Source organism: Bifidobacterium canis, from assembly GCF_009727065.1.
GTDB classification, from domain to species: Bacteria; Actinomycetota; Actinomycetes; order Actinomycetales; family Bifidobacteriaceae; genus Bifidobacterium; species Bifidobacterium canis.
The window spans coordinates 472,190-495,340 of sequence record NZ_WNLP01000001.1 but is presented as its reverse complement, the minus strand read 5'-3'; the positions used below and the strand labels follow the sequence as shown (position 1 = coordinate 495,340).

The window sequence follows — 23,151 nt, the reverse complement described above, 5'->3', positions numbered from 1 at the left end:
TCACCAACTCTATCGTTTAATATAGGTGAGGTGAGCAACATTCCTTTTGTGGAATGCGCTGGTCATGACTTCAATCATATAGGTGAACTAATCAACGCATCGCGTTTCGATTGGGATTCATATGAGACATCGTGGGATTTTTCTCGGCTGCCTCTTTTCGATGATCGCATCTATGCCAAGTCGTTGCAGGAATGCATTCAAAACCTGCGCGTTGAACAGGATGCCATTGCCGAAGAGCAGCGTCAGCGCGAAATCCTCAATAATCAAATTGTTGCGGACGCATATGGCGTACGTGATGTGGTGAATTGCGACGTCCCTATCGAGCGTGTGTCGTTGAAACGTAACAAGGCGTTCACCTATCCGAAAGCAAGCCCTGAAGAACGCAACGAGTTGTTTGAGCGAGATGCGGTCAAGGAACTCATCTCCTATGCTGTCGGATGCATGTTCGGCAGGTATTCCCTTGATGAGCCAGGGCTGATTCTGGCTTCGCAGGGCGAGACCATCGATGATTACCATGCCAAGGTGTTGCATCCGACGTTCGAGCCAGATGCGGACAATGTGATTCCCGTCACCGAAGTGGACTGTTTCGAAGATGATATCGTTTCACGCTTCCGTCGGTTCCTAGCCGTGGCTTTCGGCGAGGAACATGTGGCGGAAAACATTGCGTACATCGAGCAAGTGCTAGGCAAGACGTTGCGCAAATACTTCGTCAATGACTTCTACAACGACCACGTGAAGATGTATTCAAATCGTCCGATCTACTGACAGTATTCAAGCCGCACCGACAACAAAGGTGCATTTAAAGCACTGGTGTATCTGCATCGCTATACGCCGAAGACCACGAATACAGCGCTCGGCTATCTGCGTGATTTCACCGGACGCATTGCCGACATTGCCGAGCGGCTTGACAAATCCGACAAGACTTCGAATAAACGAGAGGCGGAGAAACTGCGCAAAGCTGTCACCGAATGCCATGCATATGAGGATCAGACGCTGTACCCCTTGGCTGCGCGGAACATGGAAATCGATCTCGATGATGGCGTGCTCGTCAACTATCTGCGCATGGGCAAGGCTGTCCGAGCCATTCCTGCGATCGAGAAAAAGCGCAAGGAAGTGCAGACATGGAGTTGGCCGGTACATCCCGCTCACTGAATAGTCAGTGCCTAGCTGATTGGGCATACCGCACGTAGCGTATGGATAGATTAAAAGTGTTGGAGGAAGACCGATGAGTGAATTGGAACAGGTATCGCATTTGCTTGCCGAACGCTTCAAGCAAGATGGCGAGCGCGGCCGCATCGTGTTCTGGTTGGATGAGGAGAACCAATATGCCGATGAGGTTGCCTCGCTGGTTGGTGAGGCGAGCTCCGATGAGACGTTACGAACAGTGGAATTGATTGAGCCTGATCACACGCCGTTCAATGTGCGGTACACGATGTTCATCGAACGGCCCGAATCGAAGTTCCTGGTGTATCTGCATGGTGAGCAGCCCTCATTGCAGGATGACTGGTTGTTGGATTTGAAGCTGGCGTATGGCCCATTGTTCTCTGCCGATAAATTGACGATGATCGTGAACGAATTGGTGCCTGGAGCGTCCGACGAAACACGGGAGTCGTGGTTGGATGCGATGCGCAAAGCTCCGAAGTTCTTTGATAGTACTGAACGAGTGAGAAAGCTGGCGAAGCGGCTGCAGCCTAATGATGATGCCACGGATTTCCAGGCGAAGATGATCGCCGTGTTGTTGGGACTACCTGACACTCAGCATAGTCTGCAGGATATCTGGATGGTGCTGTTGCGTCAGTATGCGCAGGACGATGATTCGGGTATACGGTCGATCGAACATATGGGTTTGGGAGACTTCCATTGGCAGGGCACGCGGTTCATCTACCATTTCCCCGTTGATGCCGATGAGGATGCAGCTCCGAGCGTCAAGGGATTCTTGCTTTGGTTGCTCGATCTGGCATGGCGTGATTTCAATGATGGCATGCATGCGTCTACGTATTATGCGAACATCATGCGTGATTACGCCAACTGGTCTCATAATGTGACGTTCCGTGACTCTCTTCGCGCTCTGACGGATGTTGCGGCCGATGAGCTGCAGATGATGACGCAGATTGATGCGATGGATGTGGAGGAGCTATCGTCACACGATACGTTCCGTGCCGTAGATGATGTACTGATTCACAGGCTGTTGCAACGGGTGGAGGCTCGTTCCATCACCGATGAGGACGTGCAGCGCATTGTTTCAACCCGCACTCCCATGCTGTGGTATGACCGTTATGCCGACACCTATGCAGCCATTTCCTCGGCTAGCACACTGTGGAAGAAATTCGATGATGCTCAGCCATTCGTGGATGCATTGGCATCACCCGAACATGGCTTTAAGACGTATGTGGAGCATCTGTATAGGGTGGATCAAGCATACAGGCATTTTTGTGTCGTTTGGCAAAAGACCAAAATCGATACTTCGCATATCAATGAGGAGCTGGAGCGTAAATACGTGGCTTTCCAGCTTGAACTCGGGAAGGCATGGCAGCAGCAAATCGATTCCATGGATCGGTGGCACATCGAAAACGTGGATCAGCAATGGGACTTCTTCGAAAACGAAGTCAGGTCATTCACCAGAAACAAACGCAAAGTTGCCGTTATCATCTCCGATGCATTGCGTTATGAGGTGGGCGAGGAATTCTGCCGCCGCATGAATACGAAGTCGCGTTTCAATGTGACCATTGACGCGCGATTGAGCGTGCTGCCGTCATATACGCAGCTGGGCATGGCTGCCCTTCTCCCCCATAATCGATTGGCTTTGGACGGTAAGGACCATTACAAAGCGCTGGTGGACGGTGCGGACGCCACCGGCACCAAGAACCGCAATACGATACTCTCACAGGAGCAAGGTTGCGCCGTCACAGCGGATGATCTGGCTGTTATGAACCGTGACGAGGCACGTGAATTGGTCAAATCACACGATGTGCTGTATGTGTACCATGATCGCATTGATGGATCCGGCGAAGGGGATTTGGATGTATTCGACGCCTGCACGGCCACATTGAAGCAGCTTGAGGATATCGTCAAACGTCTAACGAACGCCAATGTGAATAACATTCTTGTCACTGCAGATCATGGGTTCCTGTATCAGGAATCCAAGTTGGAAGCATCGGAATGGCTCAGCGAGCAACCGCATGGTGAAGAGATATGGCAGCTGAAACGCCGTTTCGTTATCGGACGCGGTTTGGAACGTACTCAGGCATTCACCACGTTCACCGCTGAGCAAGTCGGTTTGGATAACCCGGGCGTGGATGTACAGGTGCCGAATTCCATCCTCAGATTGCGCAAGCAAGGTTACAAGGGTCGGTATACGCATGGCGGCGCGTCCCTTCAGGAAATCGTCGTGCCTGTTGTGCATATCAACAAGAGCCGATCCAAAACCGATGATGCGCGAGCGGTTGGTTTCACCATCAACCAGACCACTGACCGGCTCACCAGCGGTCAGCTCACCGTTGACCTCATGCAGACAGAGGCAGTTGGCGGTAAAATCCAGTCACGCACGGTCTTTGTGGGGTTGTATGGGCATGACGCCAATGGCAATGACGTGCCCATCTCCAATGAGGTGCCGATCGCCTTCGACATCACCAGCCGGGAACCAAGTGAACGGCACCGTTCCGCTACCCTGCTTCTTACCAACAAAGCGGAGCAATTCAACGATACGATGGTGGAACTGCACATACGCGAGCGCATCGAGGGCACGAACCAAATGCGCATGCTAGAGCCGAAAGCGCTATACCATCTTCAGCGGGGCTCCCTGTTCGATGATGCCGGCTTCTTCGACGAAGAGTAATGAACGCGATGAGAGACAGTGAGGCGAAAACCATGACGAATGACATTGAACCCCGTGAGTTGGATGAGCTTGATCGCACCATCACGGAGCGTTTTCCCGGCGTCACCGTGCGTAAAGATCTGGTAAGCAATCTCAGGGGCAACGCATTGGTGCCAACGTATGTGCTGGAATTTCTGCTCAGCCGGTATGCGACGACCACCGACGAACAGACCATGCGCTCTGGCGTGGAACGGGTGTCGCAAATCCTCGAAGAGCATTATGTGCACCGTGAGGAGGCGAATCTGGTCCAATCGAAGATTCGTGAGAAGGGCCATTACCGTGTCATCGACCGAGTACAGGTCTCACTGAATGAGAAACTTGACCGATATGAAGCGTCCTTCTCCAATCTACAGATCAGTCAGGTGGTCGTTGATCCGGCAGTGGTGAAGGCAAACGAGAAACTGCTGGTTTCCGGCATCTGGTGCATGTGCGACATTGGGTACCAGTACACCAATGACAAAGACGAAGTACCGTGGCAATTGCGTAAATTGCAGCCGGTGCAGATGTCACGCGACGATCGCGCGCACTATTTGGAAGAGCGTCCTCATTTCAGCACAGAAGAGTGGATTGACCTGCTCATGCAATCGATCGGGTTCAATCCGGCTCTGTTCTCCGACAGGGCGAAACTGCTGCATTTGGTGCGCATGGTTCCATTTGTGGAGCGTAACTACAATCTTGTTGAGTTGGGTCCGAAGGGCACAGGTAAATCTCACATCTACTCGGAGTTCTCCCCTCACGGGGTGTTGATTTCCGGCGGTGAGATTTCCGTGGCAAAACTATTCGTCAACAACGCCACCGGGCACATTGGCTTGGTGGGCTATTGGGATCTCGTGGCCTTTGACGAATTCGCCGGCAAATCAAAGAAAGCTGGTAAGGACCTCGTCGACATCATGAAGAACTACATGGCGAACAAGACGTTCTCCCGCGGCGGTGAGATGCTTCCGGGCGAGGCCAGCATGGTGTTCGTCGGCAACACCTCACATACCGTGCCCTATATGCTCAAGAACTCTGATCTGTTCGAGGAACTGCCGCCTCAGTACCACGATCCGGCATTCCTTGACCGTGTCCACTACTATATTCCCGGCTGGGAGTTCGAGCAAATCCGTTCGGAAATGTTCACGCATGGATATGGGTTCGTGGTTGACTATCTCGCCGAGATCCTGCATAACATGCGCGACGTGGATTATGGTCCTCTCCTCGATGAGCATTTCGAGCTTTCCTCCACGCTCTCCACCCGAGATAAGGACGGCATCCGCAAAACGTTCTCCGGATTGATGAAGCTCATCTACCCTACCGGCGAAGCCACTGAAGACCAGATGGAGCCCCTGCTGCGCTGCGCTATTGAAGGGCGTAAACGCGTCAAGGATCAGCTCTGCCGCATCGATTCGACCATGACACCTGTGGAATTCACGTATAAGCGTCGTGGTGGCGGCCAAGTCAACGCAGTGCACACCCTTGAGGAGAACGACTATCCTGAGCTCTATTTCCGTGGCCAGAAACAGCCGCAATCTGACGAAGGCACTCAAATGTCTAGCACGGCGAGTCCCAAAGCCGTCAAACCAGCAATGGATAAAGCGAACGATACAGAGAATAGCCAACTAAGTCGAATACAACGTCTGGCAAACAGCGCAAAAGTCGGCAGACGCAAAATCGAGGAAAACTATCGAGGTGTCACCTATGACGGACTGTTCGCACCTTATATCGCCGGCACAACGGAAATCCAAATCATAGATTCCTATATCCGACGCACATACCAGATACGCAATGTAGCCGAATTCCTCGAAACAGTATATAAGTTCACCGATCATGAGCAGGAAATACAGGTGCACCTGTCCACAGGAAAAGCTGATCCGCAATATCAGCAAGATCAGATCGAACAGTTGAACCAACTTGCCGGCATCTTCCAACCATATGGAATTAACTTCACGTATGAGTTCGACGACAATCTGCACGATCGTTTTATTATCACCGACACCGGTTGGGAACTCAATCTCGGCAGAGGCTTGGATATCTATCAACGGTTTAACACCAAAGATGGGCTGGACCCACAGGTCCGCGTCCAGTCACTGCGTAGAACAAAGGCCTTTACCATTCATTACGACAAGCGCCAGTAAATGCGCGAGGGAAGGACTCGAGATGTGGATCACTGAGACGGTGGAACTCCCGGATGAGCTCATCGATGCTGCCCGGAAAGATGAACTCGTGCTTTTTGTTGGAGCTGGAGCGTCTATAGATCCTCCGGCGAGTTTGCCTTCATACAAAGAGTTGGTAACTGAATTAGCGAGAGAACAGCTACCTGACGAGGAAGCCGTTCAACAGCTGCTAGATGGTTCTTCCTTAGATGACGTTCTTGGTAAGCTCCCTGACCGGGAAAACGCACACAGTAGAGCCTTGCGGTTAATGCAACCAAATGAATCGCATTGCAATGAGACTCATAAAGCCATCATGAGGCTTGCCAAAGCAGTTGGCACTCCGCGCATAGTCACCACCAACTATGACATGCTCTTGGAAGAAGCTGGGAAGAATCTCGAAATCGACTTTGGCAGAGTATATGCAGGTCCAGCGTTGCCCCTTGGTTCATCCTTCGATGGAATCGTCCATGTTCACGGCAATCTGCAAAGCAGGCCTGATGAGATCATTCTCGACAATCATGATTATGCGAAAGCATACCTGCAAGATTCGTGGGCAGCACGATTCATCACGGAAATGTTCAGACATTATTCCGTGCTGTTCATCGGCTATGGAATGACAGACCCGATTATGAAGTATCTAACACTTGGAGGAATCTCACAGAATCATCCACATTTTGTCCTGATTGGTGAGAAGATCGCACAAGGTGATTCAAATGTGGATGACAATGGTTGGATTGAACGAGGAATCACTCCAATACAATTCCCACTTCATGAGGATCCTGAACCTCGATTTAAAGAGCTCCCGATTGTGCTCAACCGTTTTGCTAAAAGCCTGAGCGATGATTACATAGAGATAAAGGAGAGGATTCAAAGAATCATCGACTCTGGAAACGTTCCATCTTCACTTGATGACAGCGATTTTATGACCATGGCATTGCGTACCGAAGATGGTGCAAAATGCTTTATGAACTTTTTGCGCGATTTGATAATGATGAAGCTTCTCGATGGCTTTCTTGGATGCTGAATAATAGTAAGTTGTCTCATCTCTTCACAGACTCTCAAGAGCCCTCAGAAGGTGAAAGCTTCCTCGGTAGAAGAATCCTTGACTATACCACTATGGAAAAGCATCAGAGCGTATTATGCTCACTGCTCGTTCAACTCCAAAACAATATCGGAGATTGGCTCTTTTCCCAGTGCTTTACTTCTCTGTTCCTTGCCTTAGAGCATAAGAACGATGGGCTTGCAAGCCTCTATCTATTTTGTTGACCCAAAATCCAGAAAAACACATCAAAATCCGATATTCCGCATATATACATTTAGAAAATCTGTTAGCGGCTGGTATGCCTAGTAGATTGCTATCGCGGATAATCTATCCCATTGCAAAATACGCTGTTCCCGGCTCCATCAACTCAAATCCAGACGTTTCATGGTCATTACAAATATATGATCGACGAAAAGATACCGTAATACCAAATGATTCCATCTTATTATCCAATGGAATCATAGATTTCGCAGAAGAATCTTTGAAGCAGCAAAATGTTTATCGTGTGATAAATGGACTAGGGCGTTTTTATACATACATGGGACGTCCTGCTATTGAGATTCATGAGCAGAATCGAAGATTTGATAAGACAACGTCCTTCTTTATTGAGATTCTCCGCGAGTATGCAACGCATCATGCGGATCACCCTGAACGCTTCATTTGGAGATGGTGGCAGAGCAATACCACATTGCTTCAGCGTTTGGCCATTTTGCGGTGAATGCATCCGGTTGGAGCTCAGATAAGAAGATAAAGTGGATCATTGATCAGAGAATAATCCTTGGATTCACTTCGCAATTGGATCTATGGCATGAAACTCTTACCCTGCTGAGAAAATCTATAGAAGGCGCTTCCGCTGGCATTCGAAATGAGCTTATCCAGCAGATTAAGGATATTGGGAATACCGATGATCCTAAGACCTCTGCAGCGAGACAGCATGGCATTCTCGACTGGATGTTAAGAGGCATCCAAGATAACTCGTGGAAAGAGGCTTTAGAACTTAAGGAGTCCATAGAGAGGGAAAGCGGATTAAGCCCTCAGAGTCATCCGGATTTCTGTACTTGGCATGGTTCGGACGACGATTTCTCATCAGGACTTGTAGATAATGCGACATTCCTATCGTTGTTACAGAACGACCCAGAGCAACTTATCTCGCTGCTTATGCCCATCAAAGATATTCCATTCGGCTTGAATCACACGATTCAATACCAAATCCCTCAACTTGTTGAGGACGATTATCGGGTTGGGATGAATCTCTGGAAAATAGTGCGTGATAGCGGTCGTCCTGCAAACATAATTCTGACTATCCAGCAGGAAATTCTTAGCGGATGGGTTCGTTGCAAACCAGAAAACATTGAACTGCAAAGAATCTTTGGCCTTATCGACGAACTCTCAGATCAAAGTAAAACATCTGTGATCAACACGGTAGTTCAGTTCATTACTCGGCAAGTTGAAGATGCGGATAGGCAGATTCCCGAAGAGGACCTTCACTGGACGGATTCTGTTGCACAACAAGTATGGAACGAACAACGCGAACAATACGTATTCAGGAATCATGAAGAATGGAAACATGATCCAATCACGCCAACCCGAAATAATTGGCCGGGCGAATTGGCATGGTATTGGATTCATCGAATCCAATGGAGAAAAACGCATGAGATTAAAAATGGGCAGGTCTCAATGAAACAGAACTCAATATTTTAGACCAGTTCTCGGAAGCGACGGGAGATCTTGCACTTATGGTGCGTCCTCCCCTTCTAAGTAATGTGAATCGTCTGCATGATCTTGATAGTAAAGCGACAGAGAAGATCGTTTCCCGGATTCTTCGCACGGAGAGCCCAATAAGGGTCTGGCAAGTATTGCTATACTCCGGTACTCGCCCAAACCTAAGATTAATGAGATTTTTCTTCTTCAAAAATTCATAGAAGTATTCAAATCTTTCGATGATTGTGGCGATAGTCTTAAACGACAAGTCATATGGACTGCGTTAGGAATACTCGATGCTCCAGATTTTACCGATGCAGAGCGGGACGAAATCACACACGCTATAGTCAGTGAGCGTCATCAGGAGGCCGGTGTCATCTTCGGAAAGGAAATAGCTCAACTATGTTGGAGGAATAGCCAAGAAGATGCACAGTGGAACTGTGACGCCACATGGGATCTTTGGCTAAAGAAATACGTAAAATCTCGTTCAGACAATAAGGGACCTGCTTGGTCAAACAAGGAGCGTGTACAGTTCTCATTCTTGATTCCATTATTAGGAAATCACGTTAGTGAAGCACGAGAGATTTTAGGTGATTTACCCGATTACTCTGATGCAGAACAATGGCAACTAAATCAGATGTTTACGTGCAATATTCCTATTGATGATATGGATGAAGGAAACAGAGAATCCTTAATGGCATTCTATACGGAAGTGATCCGGCAAAATGACGTTCGACAGAGACTAAGTCAGAATACTGTTGCACAGATGCTGGCGCAGATGGAAACAGTTGGAGGTGCTGGATATCAATCATTACTACAGTCGGCAAAGGCCCTAGACCTGTTCTCTGATGGATACGTGTCTCCCCCAGGTGTTTCTTCATCGTCTCGCAAGCAACAGTGATAACCTTCTGCAAGAGGCCTTCCAAAACAATGACGTGCAGTGATCTAGCCATTGTCTAAGATTGATTCTCGGCAGCACAGGCCATCGCTGCTCTGGTGCTTTCACGGTTCATAGCACCGCTTATAACCATTGGTGGAGCAGGCATATATGTTTGCTCCACCAATGTTTACTGTTATCGTATCGGTAGCGTCACCTTACTGCACTGAGCTATTTAATGACTCAGCCATCGAGTCCAGTATTCCTGCTCATATGAGTTTGTAGTCTCCGTCCACGTAGGTTGTTTCACCGTCGATGTATTCGGCGAATTCGGTAAATTGTTGTTGCTGGCTGGGGTTCTCAGTTGGTGATGCCGACGCTCTTGTTGCGGCCGAGTGATTCGTTCGCAACCATATCGGCCATGGCTTGTGCGATGGCGGCGCGATCGACTGACTTGTTGCGTGGCTGTTCGCCTTCGTCGGTCAGGTGGTAGGTGGCGTTGTCGCCGTCGTTGATCATCGGGCAGCGCAGCAGCGTGTAGTCGATGCCGCTGTTTGCGATGAGGTCGGCGGCTTCAACGTAGTCTGGGCGTGATTTCGCGAGCGCGTTGAGCATCATGCCGCGCATGCCTTTGATCTCGTGATGGATGCCCATGCCGGTGATCCAGATGATGCGTCTGACGCCCGTCTTCTTCGCGCCGGCGACGATGTTCCTCGCCATCTCCAGCACGTTGCCTTCTAGGGAGACGAGCACGATGTTCTGGCCTTGCAATGCGCGCTCCACGTCGGTTGGGTTCGTCGCATCACCTTGGATCACGGTGGCTCCCGCTGCCTGCGCGTCGGCCAGTTTGCTCGGGGTTCTGGCGAACAGGCTCAGGTTCACGTCTTCCAGTTGCTGGAATCTGCGGACGATGTATGCTCCGGTGCGGCCGGTGGCTCCGAATACGATCACGTTCTTGGTCATTGAAGTATCTCCATTCCGATTTGTATTCGAATAATAAGGTATGAGATTCGGACTATATGGATATGGGTAAACCGTAAGATCCGCGCATCCCCTACTCCAGCATCTTCTCGCGGAACAGTTCGCAATACCGTTGCATGCCGAGCAACAGACCGTTGCGCTCCTCCTGCGTAAGTCCGGCCATCGCCTCGTATTCCGCCTGCTGCACATGCGGGAGGATCCTGCCGGTGTAATCGCGCCCCTTATCAGTCAGGTGCACCGTCTTCACGCGACGATCCTCCGGAGTCTCCCTCAATTCGACGAGCCCTTGCTTATACAGTGACGTGACCACCGAGTTCACCGTCTGCTTGGGCAGGCGGCCGCGCTCGCAGATGTCCTTCTGCGTGCAGTCGTCGAGCTGAGAGATCAGGTTGAGAATGTAGAGCGTGGTGTATGAGATGTTCATACGGCGCGCATAGTCCTCGTAGATGCTGTCGATCCCCTGCCACGCCTCGCAGAACTCCTGCGACTGCCGCTCGACCACTTCCTTGCTCATATGCTCGTGCTCACCTTCATCCAGATAGTCCGAATATAAGACCATCATATCGTATGTTAACCGCCCGTCAAGAAACTGGCACCAATTTTACGCTCTCGTGGGAAACTAGACAGATGCGCTACTAATGACGTTGCTGATAATGTGGCATATATATCCGCTCGCAGGAGGTACGCGTATGTTCGGTGCGATTGTAGGAGACATCGTCGGCTCGAAATACGAGCAAAGACCCCTCAAAACCAAGGATTTCCCATTGTTCTCCGAGGGATGCCGGTTCACCGACGACACGGTGATGACCTGCGCGGTGGCCGAAGGCATCATGAACGGCGGCGGCTCCGACGACTTTATCGACGCGATGCGGAAATACGGTCGCATGTACCCGGACGCGGGGTACGGGCCCCGGTTCCTGCGTTGGCTGTTCTCCGATACGCGCGAGCCCATCAACAGTTTCGGCAACGGTTCCGCCATGCGCGTCTCCCCCTGCGCCTGGATGATGGACTGTGGGTTCGCGGCACGAGTAGGTTTCCTACCGGTAGCGGGTCGCGAACTGGCGGAACGCTCGATCACCGTCACGCACAACCATCCGGAGGGCATACGAGGTGGCATGGCTGTATGTGATGCGATCTTCCTCGCAAGGTTCTATTTCGGTGGCTGTGCCGTGGATTTCGAGGAAAGCATCGCCGACGACCCGGATGATTGCAAGCAGCGCATCACCGACTACATCGCCCGTGAATACGGCTACGATCTGAGCGTTCCATTGGATCGGATACGCCCCTCCTACCAATTCGATGCGACCTGCCAAGGTTCGGTACCGGAGGCGATCAGGTGTTTCCTAGAGAGCACCGGCTTCGAGGACGCCATCCGCAACGCCGTCTCTTTGGGCGGCGACAGCGACACTCAGGCCGCGATAGCCGCAAGCATCGCGCAGGCCGCTTACGGCATTCCCGATGACATTGCTAAACAGACGCTCTCCTATCTGCCCGGCCCATTGCGTGACGTGCTGGACCGGTGGGATGACTTCTACCGCGAGCGCGACGTTCCGCCTCTCTTCTTCAAACATGAACCGATCATTGACTAGCCGTTCGCGACGCCACAAAACTTGCTAGGAGCAGTTTGCGGTGCAAACGCTCATCCGCACGTTATAAAACTGATGGGGATGGCCCTGAGAACCATCCCCATCAGTTTTTATTGATTCTGCTGCGATTCGGGTTTATCTGCCGTCTGCCCGGCATCGTCTTTGACCCAAATCGGGTGCGGGCCACCATGGTTGGCGCGGCCAAGTGCTGCACCGGCTTTCGCAGCGGCTGACTTATTCACGGTATCGTTCCGTTCTGCAGCGCGTATGTATTCCTCCTGCTCTTTAATCTCCTCAGGAGTGAGTTCCTTCAGCCTGTTGCGCATGGCCACTCCTTTGCCTGTTGTTCACGCACCGTATTGGGCGAGGTAGGTTTGGGCGGCGACGGCGATCTGGTCGGTCACATAGGGGGCGCCGTCCTCGCCGAAGAGCTGCTTGCCAGCGGCGAAGATCTCGCGTACGTTCGCGATGGCGAACACAGGGAACCCGAATTCGTTTTCCACGGCCTGCACCGCGGAGAGGTCGGAGTCCTTCGTCTTCTCCATGCGGTCCACGGAGAGCACGAGGCCGATGATGTTGACGTCGGCGACCGACTTGAGCTTCGGCACGACCTCGCGCACCGCGGTGCCGGCGGTCATCACGTCGTCGACAAGCAGCACGTTCATGCCGTCCTGCAATGGTTTGCCGACCATGATGCCTCCGTCGCCGTGGTCCTTCCTCTCCTTGCGGTCGAAGGTGTAGCCGACGGTGGCGTGGTAGCGGTTCTGCAATGCGATCGACGTGGAGACCGCCAACGGAATGCCCTTGTATGCCGGGCCGAACACCGTGTCGATGCGCGAGTCCAGACGGCCTTCGGCGATCTCGTGTTGAATCTTCTCGGCGTAGAATTCGCCGAGCGTGGCGATCTTGGCACCATCATCGAACGCGCCTGCGTTGATGAAATACGGCGACTGGCGTCCGGACTTCAATGTGAACGAGCCGAACTTCAATGCCTCCGATTCCAGCAGGAACTGGGTGAAACGTGTATGCAATGCCTCTGGCATGGATTTCTCCTCCACTTTTTGGTTCAGGTTCAGCGCCAAGTGTCGCCCTTGGCGAGTTTTTCGGTGAGCTGCGGGCGTGAATCGAGCAGCTCCTCAAGTTCGAGCGCCACGCGGATCGGGGCGGTCGGGTCATACAGGGCCGCGCCGCCGACCTCGACGGCGTTCGCACCGGCGTACAGGTATTCGAGCGCCTTCTTGCCGGAGTCGATGCCGCCGATGCCGATGATCGGCACATCCGGCAACGCTGTGCGCACACGCCACACGCATGCCAGGCCGACCGGGAAGACGCAGGGACCGGAGACGCCGCCGGTGCGGTTGGCGATGATCGGTTCGCCGGTGCGGATGTCGATGCGCATGCCGACGAGCGTGTTGATCATGCTCAACGCGTCCGCGCCGCCTTCGACGGCTGATTTCGCGATGGCTGCGATGTCGGTGACGTTCGGCGTGAGCTTGACGATCATCGGCTTGTTCGTCAACGGGCGAAGCCTGTCCATCAGGCGGCTCAACGCCACCGGGTCGGTGCCCACGCTCATGCCGCCGTGCGTCACGTTCGGGCAGCTCACGTTGATCTCCAGCATGTCGGCATTCGAATCGGCGAGCTTCTCCACCACCTGCGCGTAATCGTCGTCGCAATGGCCGGCCACGTTGGCGATGACCGTCGCGCCGAGCTTCTTGAGCTTGGGCAGGTCATAGTCGAGGTAGTGGTCGACGCCCGGATTCTGCAGACCGACCGCATTGACTGTACCGCCCGGGCATTCCGCGGTGCGTACGCCCGGATTGCCGAGCCACGGCACCGGCGAGACGCCCTTTGTGGTGACGCTACCGAGCTGGCTCACGTCGTAGAAACGGCCGCAGGCGTCCACTTGGAACGTGCCGGAGGCGGTGCCCACCGGGTTCTTCCACGGTATGCCGGCCACCACGGTGCCATGCTTCCACTCGTGCGGTTCATACACGCTGGTGGGGGTTTCGTTCATCTCCATATCCACGCTCATGTTGCTCATTTCGCTCATCTCACTCGTCCCATCCCAATTGGTGTGCGGTGAACACGGGGCCCGCCTCGCACACTTTCTCGCGTCCGGCGCGCGTGTCGATCGTGCAGGCCACGCAGGTGCCGTACCCGCATCCCATGCGCTGCTCCATGCTCAACTGCGCGTCGACGCCGCGTTTGGACGCCCATTGGGCGACGGCCTTCATCATCGGCGTGGGGCCGCAGGAGAGGATGATCGTCTCACGGCCGTTTTCCCGCAGGCTCGGCCACAGGCGTTCGAGCAGGGTGAGCACGTTGCCTTCGGACTCGTCGATGCTGTGCACCTCATCCGCGTATTTCGCGGCGTACGTGTCGGCGAAATGTTCGTCACGGTAGCCGAACACGGCGATGGCGCGGCTGCCTTCCGCAGATTGCAGGGCCTGCGCTGCTTCGAGCAGCGGCGGGATGCCCAAGCCGCCGCCAACCAGCAGGTAGTCCGCCTGCTTGGACGTGTTGAACGGCTTGCCGAGAGGCCCCAGCACGTCAACATGGTCGCCGGCCTTGAACTCGCTGAACTCCTCGGTACCGTAGCCCACGACGGCGAAGATCAGGCTCACCTCGTCGCCATCGACCTCGCTGACACCGAACGGGCGTGGCATCAGGTGCATCGGGTTCGACGAATACAGGTTGACGAACTGGGCGGGTTTGACGTGGTTTGCGATGAATTCGTCGCGGAAGGTCAGGCGGATCACCGATGGCGCGAGTTCCTTGACCTGCGTGACAAGCACGGTTCGTCTCGTCGGCATGAAGCCCGCTTCCTCGGCTTCCTCCACCGTGTGCGAATATGCGGATGACATGGGTCTCCTTGCTTGGTTGTCTGCTTATGGATTGCTCTGATTGCTCTGTAGGGTGCTGCGTGGATTGCTGTGCGGGTTCGCGGTTCAGGCGAGGGCGACGCGCAGCTGGTCGCGCATGTCGGCGGCTGCGGCGCGGGCGTTCTCGGCCACGATCGCCAGCGCATCCTCCGGTTCCATCTCGTCGCTGTAACGCTCGTCGGAACGCCATGCGCCGATGATGCCGCGCGACGAGTTGACGATCGCGCCGGAACCGTTGCGGTCGAACATGCCGGCCACGCTTTGCGCGGTGCCGCCTTGGGCGCCGTAGCCGGGTACGAGGAAGAACGTGTGCGGCATGCGTTCACGCAGGCGCGCGCCTTCCTCCGGGTGCGTCGCGCCGACGACAGCGCCTGCGCGCGAATAGCCGAAACGTCCGATGCTGCTAGCGCCCCAGGATTCCACGAGGTCGGCCACGTGCTCGTAGACATGCTCCCCCGACGCCAGTTCCAGTTCCTGCAGTTGCGAGCTCGACGGGTTCGACGTGCGCACCAGGATGAACAGGTCGCGGTCGGTCTCCTGCGCCGCCTGCATGAATGGTTCGATGCCGTCGGAGCCCAAGTACGGGTTGACGGTCACGGCGTCCTCATACCAGATGTCGCTGCCGTTGAAACCGGAGAGGTGATGGGCGTAGGCGGCGGCCGTCGAACCGATGTCACCACGCTTCACGTCGCCGATCACGTAGAGACCACGGCTACGCGCGTACTCGCAGGTCATCGTGTAGCAGTCGATGCCCGCGGGGCCGAGCGCCTCATACATGGCGATCTGCGGTTTGACGGCCGGCACGATGTCGTAGACCGCGTCAATGATGGCGCGGTTGTATTCGAAGTAGGCGGCAGCGGCGGCGGTGGCCTCCACATTGTCGTCGGTGTCCACGTTCTCTTCGACCTCGATGCTGTAGGCCTCCATGACGGCGGCCGGCACCACGGCCGGTGTCGGGTCGAGTCCGATGACACTGGGGTTCTGTTTGTCTTCGATCGCTTCGATCAGTCGATCCATATGTGTTCCAATCTCCTGTAACCGTTTCGCTGTGCGCTGTGTTTGCTCGTGGGCTGTAGTGCGTTCAGTCGGTGAGTCTGCTGAACGCCAGATGCGAGCCGATGATCGTGGCATATGGCTTGCCGCTCACATCCCACCCGTCGAACGGGGTGTTGCGTGCGGTGGAATGGAAGTCGTCCGCATCCACCGTCCACCGGTCGTTCAATCCGAGGATCACCAGGTCCACGGTTTCCGGATGCTCCACCTTCGCCAGGTCAAGCGTGCGTTTCACCGCGCACTTCGATGCGGTGTTGAGCAGTCCGGCGATGTCGGTGGCGTGACGCCCCATGAGTGTGGCCGGGTTGAGCGACATGAGTTCGATCAGACGCTGGTCGCTGATGTAGCCGCCGTCCACGAGGATCTTGTGGCACACCCCATACGCGCATTCCAGTCCGATGATGCCGTTGGGCGCTTCGAGGAATCCGCGTTCCTTCTCCTCGAGCGTGTGCGGGGCGTGGTCGGTGGCGATCATATCGACCGTGCCGTCGGCGATCGCCGCGATCGTGGCCCGGCGGTCGGCTTCGCTGCGCAGCGGCGGGTTCATCTTCGCCAACGTGCCATATTCGAGCAGCGCCTCGTCGTTCAACGCGAGGTAGTGCGGCGCTGTTTCGCAGGTGATCGGCAGCCCTTCGGCCTTCGCCTTGCGGATCGCGTCAAAGGAGATCGCCGTGCTCACATGCTGGAAGTGCACGTGCACCCCGGTTTCGCGCACCAGGTCGATATCACGTTGCACGATCGCCAGTTCGGTGTCTTCGGGTATTCCGGGCACGCCGAGCTTACGGGAGACGGGACCCTCGTTGACCGCGCCGACGTCGTGGTGCTCGCAATGCTCGATCAGATACGTGCCGGTTGCCTTGATGTTCTCGAACACCCGGCGCAGCACCGGTTCGGGAACCGCGGAACCGTCGTCGCTCACCGCCGTGACGGGGTGCGCGATCTGGTAGGCGTCCTTCTCGCCGTCATGGCCGGGCATGTACCACGCCCAATCCTGCGGGTCGGTCGGCTCCTTGCCGGCCCTCCCCTTCGTGGCGCACACGCACAGCTCATAACGCACTGGCAGCTTCACATTGTGCACGAGCTCGTAATGCTGCAGATAGTCGATCACCGTGTGGTAGCCGGCGTCCAGCACCTCCCGCGCGCCCGGTTCGCCCTCGTGCACGGGCAGACCATCCATGGCGGGCACGGTGTTCGGCATGATGAGCACGTTCGTGTATCCGCCGCTGGCTGCGGCGGCACATCCGGAGACCATCGACTCCTTGTAGGTCTGCCCCGGGTCGCGGAAGTGCACGTGCGGGTCTTCGAAGCCGGGTGCCACGGTCAGCGTCGAGGCGTCGACCACCTCGTCTCGTGAATCATCGGGAACCACCAGGTCGATGCGTTCGCCGGTGTCCCACACGGTGATGTCGCGGAACGTCAATGCCATCAGAACTTCGCTTCCTCGTCGCAATACCTGCAGCGATACACCTCGCCGTCGGTGCGGTCGAGGTAGAACACCTGGTCGATGCCAGGCTCGGTGGTCGTCACGCAACGCGGGTTCACGCAGGTGATCACGTTGACGACGCGTTCAGGCAGCGTCGGCGTCTTCTTGTCGACGATCTGGCCGCCGTGGATGATGTCGACGGTCGCCTGACGCGCCACGAGCCCCAGCACGTCGAGGTCGATGTTTGCGTTGTCTTCGATCTTGATGATGTCTTTGGAACCGTAGCGTTTGCTGTCGGTGTTCATGATCAGCGCGAGTTTCGTGGTCGCCGGGTCGATGCGCAGGTAGTCGAGCACCTTCAACGCGGTGCCGGCCGGAACGTGGTCGATGATGATGCCGTCCTGAATGCTGGTGACTTCCATTAGAGCGTGATCTCCTTCTCCTCATAGCCGGCGAGCTGGTCGCCGAGCACCGAGCTTTCCAAGGCCATGCGCATGAGCATGCCGTTCTTGACCTGTTCGAAATATGCTGCGCGAGGATCGTTGTCGACTTCGACTGCGATCTCGTTCACGCGCGGCAGCGGGTGGAGCACCGCCATCGTCGGCTTGGCCTTGCGCAGTTTCGCCTCGTCGAGGATGTATGTGTCGCGCAGACGCAGGTAGTCGTCCTCGTTGAAGAAGCGTTCCTTCTGCACACGGGTCATATACAGGGCGTCGAGGTCGCCTATCACCGAACTCAGATCGGTGACCTCCTCGTACGAGCAGCTCGGCGTCGCCTTGATGCGGTTGATCACATATTGCGGGGTCTTGAGTTCCTTCGGCGAGATGAGGATGAAACGCACATTGCCAAACCGGCACAGCGTTTCGATCAGCGAATGCACGGTGCGTCCGAAGGTCAGGTCACCGCACAGGCCGATCGTCAGGTTGTTGACGCGACCGAACCTCGACTGCAATGTCGCCAGATCGGCCAACGTCTGCGTAGGGTGCATGTGACCGCCGTCACCGGCGTTGATGACCGGCACTCCGGCGGCGTCGGCGGCAACCAGCGCGGCACCTTCCTTGGGATGGCGGATGGCGACCACATCGACGTAGTTCGACACCGTTTTGAGCGTATCGCTGATCGACTCGCCTTTGGTGACCGACGAGAGCTGCGCGCCGGCGAAACCGATCACCTTGCCGCCCAAGCGCAGCATCGCGGTTTCGAAACTCAGGCGTGTGCGTGTGCTCGGCTCATAAAACAAAGTGGCCAACACTCTGCCATCACAGGTGTGTGCCACTTCTTTACGATGAGAATCGATGTATTGCGCTTTATGCAGCAATTCTTGTATTTGGGGAACGGAAAGATCATCAAGAGTGATGACGCTTTTACCGACAATGGAACGTCCTGTTGCGTGAGATTCTACGCTAGACAATGACTCACCTTTCGTGCAGATGCTTTTCAAGGTGATCACCGAAGTGACCTAGTTAACTATACCCCGACCACGTGCCTAAGCGACACGCTTCGCCCAAGCACGACGGAGCGTCACTCTTCGACGCCGTAGAACAGGCGTTCGCACACTTCACGGCTTTTGCGCATCTGCGAGAGGATGTCGTTCTCGAACTGCTGGCCGTGGTTGGGGTCGTAGCCGAGGTAGGTGCCGATACCGCTTAAATCGGTCTGCAGGTCGGAGAGCACGTCGGCGCGGTTCGCACGCCCGCTCCATAAATAGTTGCCGTTGCGTGCCGCCGTGCACATGCGCCAGGCGTCCGCGAGAATCGTCGCATCCTCCACGTCCATCAGGCCACCGTGCACCAGCGCCTCCAACGCTCCCATCGTCGAGGTGACGCGCAGGTCCTCGATCTCATGCGCATGCTGGAGCTGCAGCAGTTGCACGGTCCATTCGACGTCGGAGAGTCCTCCTTTGCCGAGTTTGAGATGCCGTTCGCGGCGCACGCCCCTCGGCAACCGCTCCGCCTCCATGCGTGCCTTGAGCTTGCGGATCTCCTGCAACTGGTCTTCGGTCAGTTCAGTCGCCGGGTATCGGAACGGGTCGACGATGTTCGTCAGGAAATCCTGCGCCAATTCCTCGTCGCCGGCGGTGAAGCGCGCGCGCAGCAATGCCTGACGCTCCCACACGCTCGCCCACGAACGGTAATACTCCTCGCATGACGCGTAGGAGCGCACAAGCGGGCCGTTCTTGCCTTCGGGACGCAGATCCATGTCGAGCTCGATCTTCGGCTCCAACGAGGCGGGACCCATGAGCATCATGCGCATCTGCTCCTGCACCTTGCGGGCGAACAGATTCGCCGAGGCGTCATCGGAATCGTGCGCGGGACGGTAGATGATGATCACGTCGGCGTCCGAGCTGAAGTTGACCTCGCGTCCGCCATAGCGACCCATGCCGATCACGGCGAGATGCGCCTGCGGTTCGGCCAAACCGTTCCGCTTCATGTAGTCGCGCACCGACCATTGCAACGATGCCTGCATGATCGCGTCATACACATCCGTCATGCCGATCAACGCGTCGGCCGATGTGATCACATCGTTCATCCACCCCAGGCCGATGCGTTCGATCTCATGGCGGCGCATCGCACGCAGCATCGTCGCGGCCTCGTTGATCGAATCATCGTAACGGTTGATGATCGCCTGGCATTGCACGTCGAGGCTGTCTCGTGTGCGCGCGTGCAGCAACGTGTCGTCGCCGAGCCAACGAATCGATTCGGAGGATTTGTTGAGCGCGTCGCCGAGGAATCGTGAATTCGACAGCACGTGGCATAGGCGTTGCGCCGCCGACGGGGAATCACGCAGGAATCCCAGGTATTCGCTGCCCGAACCGAAGTTCTGCTCGAGTTTGCTCCAGTTGAGCAGACCCATGTCGGGGTTCTGCCCCTCGCCGAGCCAACGCAGCACGGCGGGCAGAATGATGCGGTTGATCTTCGCCGCGCGGGTCAACCCGTCGGTCAGCGTGCGCACGTGGCGCAATGCGGCCTGCGGGTCGGCGAAACCGATCGCCTCGTAGCGGTCGATGATCGCATGCTCCGGCAGTTCGACGGTTTCGTCGCCGTTCTCCGCGCTGATCGGCAGCATCGGCCGGTAATAGATGTCGTTGTGCAGGTGCCTGATCTCCTGCCGTGTCTCGTCGAAGTGGGTGACGAGCTCTTCGGGATGCCAGCCGAACACGCGTGCCAAACGGTGCAGTTCGGTGTTCTGGTCGAGCTCCTCGAGATTGATGGTGCGTTTCTTCTCCAGACCGCCGACGTTCGCCTTGCCCATGTCGGGGAACAGGTGCGTGCGCTTCAACATCCACATCTGCTGGCGATGCTCGAGCACACGTTCGAACCGGTAGTCATGAGCGAGCGCCTTCGCTTGCTTGCGTGACACGTATCCGCCGTCGGAGAGCGCCTGCAGCGCGTCCAATGTGGCGCGAACGTGCAGTGAGTCGTCGGTGCGGCCGTGCACGAGTTGGAGCATCTGCACGGTGAATTCCACGTCGCGCAGGCCGCCTCTGCCGAGTTTGATCTCGCGGTCGCGCAATGCCGGCGCGATGAGGTTCTCCACACGTTCGCGCATGCGCTGGCAGTCGGAGACGAAATCCTTGCGTTGCGCCGCCTGCCACACGAACGAGCTCGCCATGCTCATGTAGTCGTCGCCCAACTGGCGGTCCCCCGCCACGGCGCGCGCTTTGAGCAGTGCCTGGAACTCCCAGTTTTCCGCCCACTGTTCGTAGTATGCCTTGTGCGAGTCGAGCCTGCGCACGAGCGGACCGTCCTTGCCTTCCGGTCGCAGCGCCCCGTCGATCTGCCATAATGACGGTTCGGTGACGCCTGGCATCACCGATTGGCAGATTTTCTGCATGAGCATCGCGATTTTCGAACCGATTTTCGTCAACGCGCTTTGCGTGAGGTCTTCATCGACCGGTTCGACGACGTAGATGAGGTCGACGTCAGACACATAGTTGAGTTCCTGCGCACCGAGTTTGCCCATGCCGATGATGGTGAAGCGCAGGCGTTCGGATTCCTTGACGTTGCTCAACGCGATGGCGAGCGCTCCTTCGAGCGCCGCGTCAGCCAGATCAGACAGCGCGCGGGAGATGGTCGGTTGGATGTCGATCGGGTCGTTTGCGGTGACGTCTTTGGCCATGATCGCCGACAGTTGCTCGTAGTAGTTGAGGCGCAGCGCGTTCGTCGCGTCGGCGAGTGGCGTGCTTGTCACGATTCGTTCGATAGTGTCTCCGGAGACTGTGGTCAGCGTGTCGGTGCGTGCACCGATGGCGTCAAGCATCGCCGCTGTTCGCTGTTCGGCCGTGTAGTCGGCTTGGCGGTCGGGGTCGATGCCCGCCGCGCGGATCAGTTCCGGACGGCTGCGCATGAGCATGCCGAGCTGGCTGCTGGCGCCCAATACTTGGATGAGCGTGTGCGCGGAATGGTTTTCAAGGAGCGTGCGTAGTTGCAGGTCGCGCGCATGCAGGTCGAGCAGCAGGTCGCGCAACGTGGATAGCGCTGTGTCTGGATCCTCGCTGTCGGCGAGTTGCGCGAGCAGTTGCATGCCGGTGACGTCGAGATCACCGGCATTGCAGACGTCGGCTATGAGTTCCTTGGAACGGCTGATGTTCTGCAGGCCTGCGTGAATGATGTCTCGCGTACTCGGTGAAACGTTCGCACTCGTGTCCATGACTTCAATCTACATGTGTTCTATGACTCTGCGCCGCGCGTTTTTGGATTACGTTGATTATGCCACGGCGGTGTTTTCGAACAGGTCGCCCACGTTGCGCCAGATTCTGCGCGTCACCCATGGATGGTTCATCGTGTAGAGGTGGATGCCGTCGACTCCCTGGCATACGAGGTCGCTGATCTGCTCGCTCGCGTAGATGATGCCCGCTTCACGCAATGTCTGCGGATCATCCCCCACTTGTCGAGCATGCGTGCGAGTTTCCTGGGTACTCGCGACGCGCACATGTTCGTCATGCGACGCACTGATTTCGCGTTCGTCACCGGCATGATGCCCGCTTCGATCGGCACGTCGATGCCTGCGGCGCGGGTTTTGTCGAGGAACCGCATGAAATCATCGTTGTCGTAGAACAGTTGGGAGATCAGATGCGCGACCCCGGCGTCCACTTTGATCTTCAGGTTAGCGATGTCGTCGTCGAGCGTGGCGGATTGCGGGTGCTTCTCCGGGTAACAGGCTCCATAGATCTTCATCTGCGGCCGATGCTCGCGAATGTAACGTACGAGATCGCTGGCATGATGGAACACGCCGGCTGGTTCGCGATCACCGTTGCGGTCGCCGCGCAATGCGAGGATGCCGCTCACTTTCGCCTCGTCGAACATGGCCAATGCTTCGTCCACGTCGGATGCGGTCAGATATTGCGCGGTCAGATGAGCCACGGCGTCGATGCCGTATTCGGAGCGGATCGTGTTCGCGATGCGCGCGGTGGCCGTGCGGTCGGCGGATTTGCCGGTGCCGTAGGTGACGGAGATGAAATCCGGTTTGAGATCGTCGAGACCATCGAGCGTGTCGTAGATCGTGCCGACGGGCGATGTGCGCTTGGGAGGGAAGACTTCAAGAGAGAACAGCGGGGAATGCATAAGAGGTTCCTATAAGGCTATCAGGCGGAGGAA

At 55.9% G+C, this 23,151-nt stretch carries 19 protein-coding genes and 1 pseudogene; 8 read left to right on the top strand and 12 right to left on the bottom strand.

All coding sequences use genetic code 11. From position 1 onward, the window contains the following. Nucleotides 1-30: 30 nt before the first annotated feature. From GSD1FS_RS09635 to GSD1FS_RS02015, 7 genes are all read left to right on the top strand, one after another. Nucleotides 31-765: a BREX-1 system adenine-specific DNA-methyltransferase PglX gene (locus GSD1FS_RS09635; RefSeq protein ID WP_246165696.1), complete on the top strand. Its 735-nt coding sequence runs from the start codon at nucleotides 31-33 to the stop codon at nucleotides 763-765. Between the two features lie 45 nt (nucleotides 766-810). Further along, the gene (locus tag GSD1FS_RS09630) at nucleotides 811-1,152 is read left to right on the top strand and encodes a BREX-1 system adenine-specific DNA-methyltransferase PglX (RefSeq protein ID WP_246165695.1); all 342 of its coding nucleotides are present in this window, start codon (nucleotides 811-813) and stop codon (nucleotides 1,150-1,152) included. A 73-nt stretch (nucleotides 1,153-1,225) separates the two neighbouring features. After that, complete coding sequence (pglZ, locus tag GSD1FS_RS02035; protein WP_155588138.1) at nucleotides 1,226-3,835, top strand: BREX-1 system phosphatase PglZ type A; 2,610 nt, start codon at nucleotides 1,226-1,228, stop codon at nucleotides 3,833-3,835. Between the two features lie 32 nt (nucleotides 3,836-3,867). After that, nucleotides 3,868-5,988 carry a BREX system Lon protease-like protein BrxL gene (gene brxL, locus GSD1FS_RS02030; RefSeq protein WP_155588137.1) on the top strand — a complete coding sequence of 707 codons (2,121 nt, stop codon included), beginning with the start codon at nucleotides 3,868-3,870 and terminating at the stop codon, nucleotides 5,986-5,988. 22 nt (nucleotides 5,989-6,010) lie between these two features. Then, nucleotides 6,011-7,030 (top strand): SIR2 family protein, encoded by a 1,020-nt coding sequence (locus GSD1FS_RS02025; protein WP_196424995.1) that lies wholly within the window; start codon nucleotides 6,011-6,013, stop codon nucleotides 7,028-7,030. Between the two features lie 687 nt (nucleotides 7,031-7,717). Next, the gene (locus GSD1FS_RS02020) at nucleotides 7,718-8,749 is read left to right on the top strand and encodes a hypothetical protein (RefSeq protein ID WP_155588135.1); all 1,032 of its coding nucleotides are present in this window, start codon (nucleotides 7,718-7,720) and stop codon (nucleotides 8,747-8,749) included. A gap of 541 nt (nucleotides 8,750-9,290) precedes the next feature. Further along, nucleotides 9,291-9,650: a hypothetical protein gene (locus GSD1FS_RS02015; RefSeq protein ID WP_155588134.1), complete on the top strand. Its 360-nt coding sequence runs from the start codon at nucleotides 9,291-9,293 to the stop codon at nucleotides 9,648-9,650. A gap of 336 nt (nucleotides 9,651-9,986) precedes the next feature. Here the strand turns inward: GSD1FS_RS02015 and GSD1FS_RS02010 are convergent, their stop codons facing one another. Both GSD1FS_RS02010 and GSD1FS_RS02005 read right to left on the bottom strand, forming a co-directional pair. Beyond that, on the bottom strand, nucleotides 9,987-10,589 hold the full coding sequence (locus GSD1FS_RS02010) for an NAD(P)H-binding protein (RefSeq protein WP_196424994.1): 603 nt from the start codon (nucleotides 10,587-10,589) through the stop codon (nucleotides 9,987-9,989). A gap of 91 nt (nucleotides 10,590-10,680) precedes the next feature. Continuing rightward, nucleotides 10,681-11,121 carry a MarR family winged helix-turn-helix transcriptional regulator gene (locus GSD1FS_RS02005; RefSeq protein ID WP_155588132.1) on the bottom strand — a complete coding sequence of 147 codons (441 nt, stop codon included), beginning with the start codon at nucleotides 11,119-11,121 and terminating at the stop codon, nucleotides 10,681-10,683. A gap of 175 nt (nucleotides 11,122-11,296) precedes the next feature. On the opposite strand from GSD1FS_RS02005, the gene GSD1FS_RS02000 reads away from it, so the two are divergent. Then, a complete protein-coding gene (locus GSD1FS_RS02000; RefSeq protein ID WP_155588131.1) occupies nucleotides 11,297-12,196 on the top strand; it encodes an ADP-ribosylglycohydrolase family protein in 900 nt (299 codons plus the stop codon). 107 nt (nucleotides 12,197-12,303) lie between these two features. Here GSD1FS_RS02000 and GSD1FS_RS01995 read toward each other — a convergent pair whose 3' ends face one another. The 10 genes and pseudogenes from GSD1FS_RS01995 to metF form a co-directional block, all read right to left on the bottom strand. Further along, nucleotides 12,304-12,519: a hypothetical protein gene (locus GSD1FS_RS01995; RefSeq protein ID WP_155588130.1), complete on the bottom strand. Its 216-nt coding sequence runs from the start codon at nucleotides 12,517-12,519 to the stop codon at nucleotides 12,304-12,306. Nucleotides 12,520-12,540: 21 nt separating this feature from the next. Then, nucleotides 12,541-13,236 (bottom strand): orotate phosphoribosyltransferase, encoded by a 696-nt coding sequence (gene pyrE / locus GSD1FS_RS01990; RefSeq protein ID WP_155588129.1) that lies wholly within the window; start codon nucleotides 13,234-13,236, stop codon nucleotides 12,541-12,543. 29 nt (nucleotides 13,237-13,265) lie between these two features. Further along, complete coding sequence (locus GSD1FS_RS01985; protein ID WP_246165724.1) at nucleotides 13,266-14,237, bottom strand: dihydroorotate dehydrogenase; 972 nt, start codon at nucleotides 14,235-14,237, stop codon at nucleotides 13,266-13,268. A gap of 10 nt (nucleotides 14,238-14,247) precedes the next feature. Next, nucleotides 14,248-15,060: a dihydroorotate dehydrogenase electron transfer subunit gene (locus GSD1FS_RS01980; protein ID WP_155588128.1), complete on the bottom strand. Its 813-nt coding sequence runs from the start codon at nucleotides 15,058-15,060 to the stop codon at nucleotides 14,248-14,250. A gap of 84 nt (nucleotides 15,061-15,144) precedes the next feature. Beyond that, nucleotides 15,145-16,095, bottom strand: a complete 951-nt coding sequence (pyrF, locus tag GSD1FS_RS01975) for an orotidine-5'-phosphate decarboxylase (protein ID WP_155588127.1) — start codon at nucleotides 16,093-16,095, stop codon at nucleotides 15,145-15,147. A gap of 64 nt (nucleotides 16,096-16,159) precedes the next feature. Then, nucleotides 16,160-17,557, bottom strand: coding sequence for a dihydroorotase (locus GSD1FS_RS01970; protein WP_155588126.1), 1,398 nt, complete (start codon nucleotides 17,555-17,557; stop codon nucleotides 16,160-16,162). Continuing rightward, nucleotides 17,557-17,976, bottom strand: coding sequence for an aspartate carbamoyltransferase regulatory subunit (locus tag GSD1FS_RS01965; RefSeq protein ID WP_155588125.1), 420 nt, complete (start codon nucleotides 17,974-17,976; stop codon nucleotides 17,557-17,559). The genes GSD1FS_RS01970 and GSD1FS_RS01965 overlap by 1 nt, the downstream gene beginning before the upstream one ends. Then, entirely contained in the window at nucleotides 17,976-18,929 is a 954-nt protein-coding gene (gene pyrB / locus GSD1FS_RS01960) for an aspartate carbamoyltransferase (RefSeq protein WP_425481773.1), read from the bottom strand. Before pyrB ends, GSD1FS_RS01965 begins: the two co-directional genes overlap by 1 nt. A 146-nt stretch (nucleotides 18,930-19,075) precedes the next feature. Continuing rightward, nucleotides 19,076-22,204 carry a bifunctional [glutamine synthetase] adenylyltransferase/[glutamine synthetase]-adenylyl-L-tyrosine phosphorylase gene (locus GSD1FS_RS01955; protein WP_155588123.1) on the bottom strand — a complete coding sequence of 1,043 codons (3,129 nt, stop codon included), beginning with the start codon at nucleotides 22,202-22,204 and terminating at the stop codon, nucleotides 19,076-19,078. A 57-nt stretch (nucleotides 22,205-22,261) separates the two neighbouring features. Continuing rightward, nucleotides 22,262-23,118 (bottom strand): annotated as a pseudogene (gene metF / locus GSD1FS_RS01950) (methylenetetrahydrofolate reductase [NAD(P)H]). Nucleotides 23,119-23,151: the final 33 nt, after the last annotated feature.

Coding starts and splice junctions, on each gene's coding strand:
- pglZ (WP_155588138.1), top strand. CDS start 1,226: ATGAGTGAATTGGAACAGGTATCGCATTTGCTTGCCGAACGCTTCAAG.
- brxL (WP_155588137.1), top strand. CDS start 3,868: ATGACGAATGACATTGAACCCCGTGAGTTGGATGAGCTTGATCGCACC.
- GSD1FS_RS02025 (WP_196424995.1), top strand. CDS start 6,011: ATGTGGATCACTGAGACGGTGGAACTCCCGGATGAGCTCATCGATGCT.
- GSD1FS_RS02010 (WP_196424994.1), bottom strand. CDS start 10,589: ATGACCAAGAACGTGATCGTATTCGGAGCCACCGGCCGCACCGGAGCA.
- GSD1FS_RS02005 (WP_155588132.1), bottom strand. CDS start 11,121: ATGAGCAAGGAAGTGGTCGAGCGGCAGTCGCAGGAGTTCTGCGAGGCG.
- GSD1FS_RS02000 (WP_155588131.1), top strand. CDS start 11,297: ATGTTCGGTGCGATTGTAGGAGACATCGTCGGCTCGAAATACGAGCAA.
- GSD1FS_RS01995 (WP_155588130.1), bottom strand. CDS start 12,519: ATGCGCAACAGGCTGAAGGAACTCACTCCTGAGGAGATTAAAGAGCAG.
- pyrE (WP_155588129.1), bottom strand. CDS start 13,236: ATGCCAGAGGCATTGCATACACGTTTCACCCAGTTCCTGCTGGAATCG.
- GSD1FS_RS01985 (WP_246165724.1), bottom strand. CDS start 14,237: ATGAGCAACATGAGCGTGGATATGGAGATGAACGAAACCCCCACCAGC.
- GSD1FS_RS01980 (WP_155588128.1), bottom strand. CDS start 15,060: ATGTCATCCGCATATTCGCACACGGTGGAGGAAGCCGAGGAAGCGGGC.
- pyrF (WP_155588127.1), bottom strand. CDS start 16,095: ATGGATCGACTGATCGAAGCGATCGAAGACAAACAGAACCCCAGTGTC.
- GSD1FS_RS01970 (WP_155588126.1), bottom strand. CDS start 17,557: ATGGCATTGACGTTCCGCGACATCACCGTGTGGGACACCGGCGAACGC.
- GSD1FS_RS01965 (WP_155588125.1), bottom strand. CDS start 17,976: ATGGAAGTCACCAGCATTCAGGACGGCATCATCATCGACCACGTTCCG.
- GSD1FS_RS01955 (WP_155588123.1), bottom strand. CDS start 22,204: ATGGACACGAGTGCGAACGTTTCACCGAGTACGCGAGACATCATTCAC.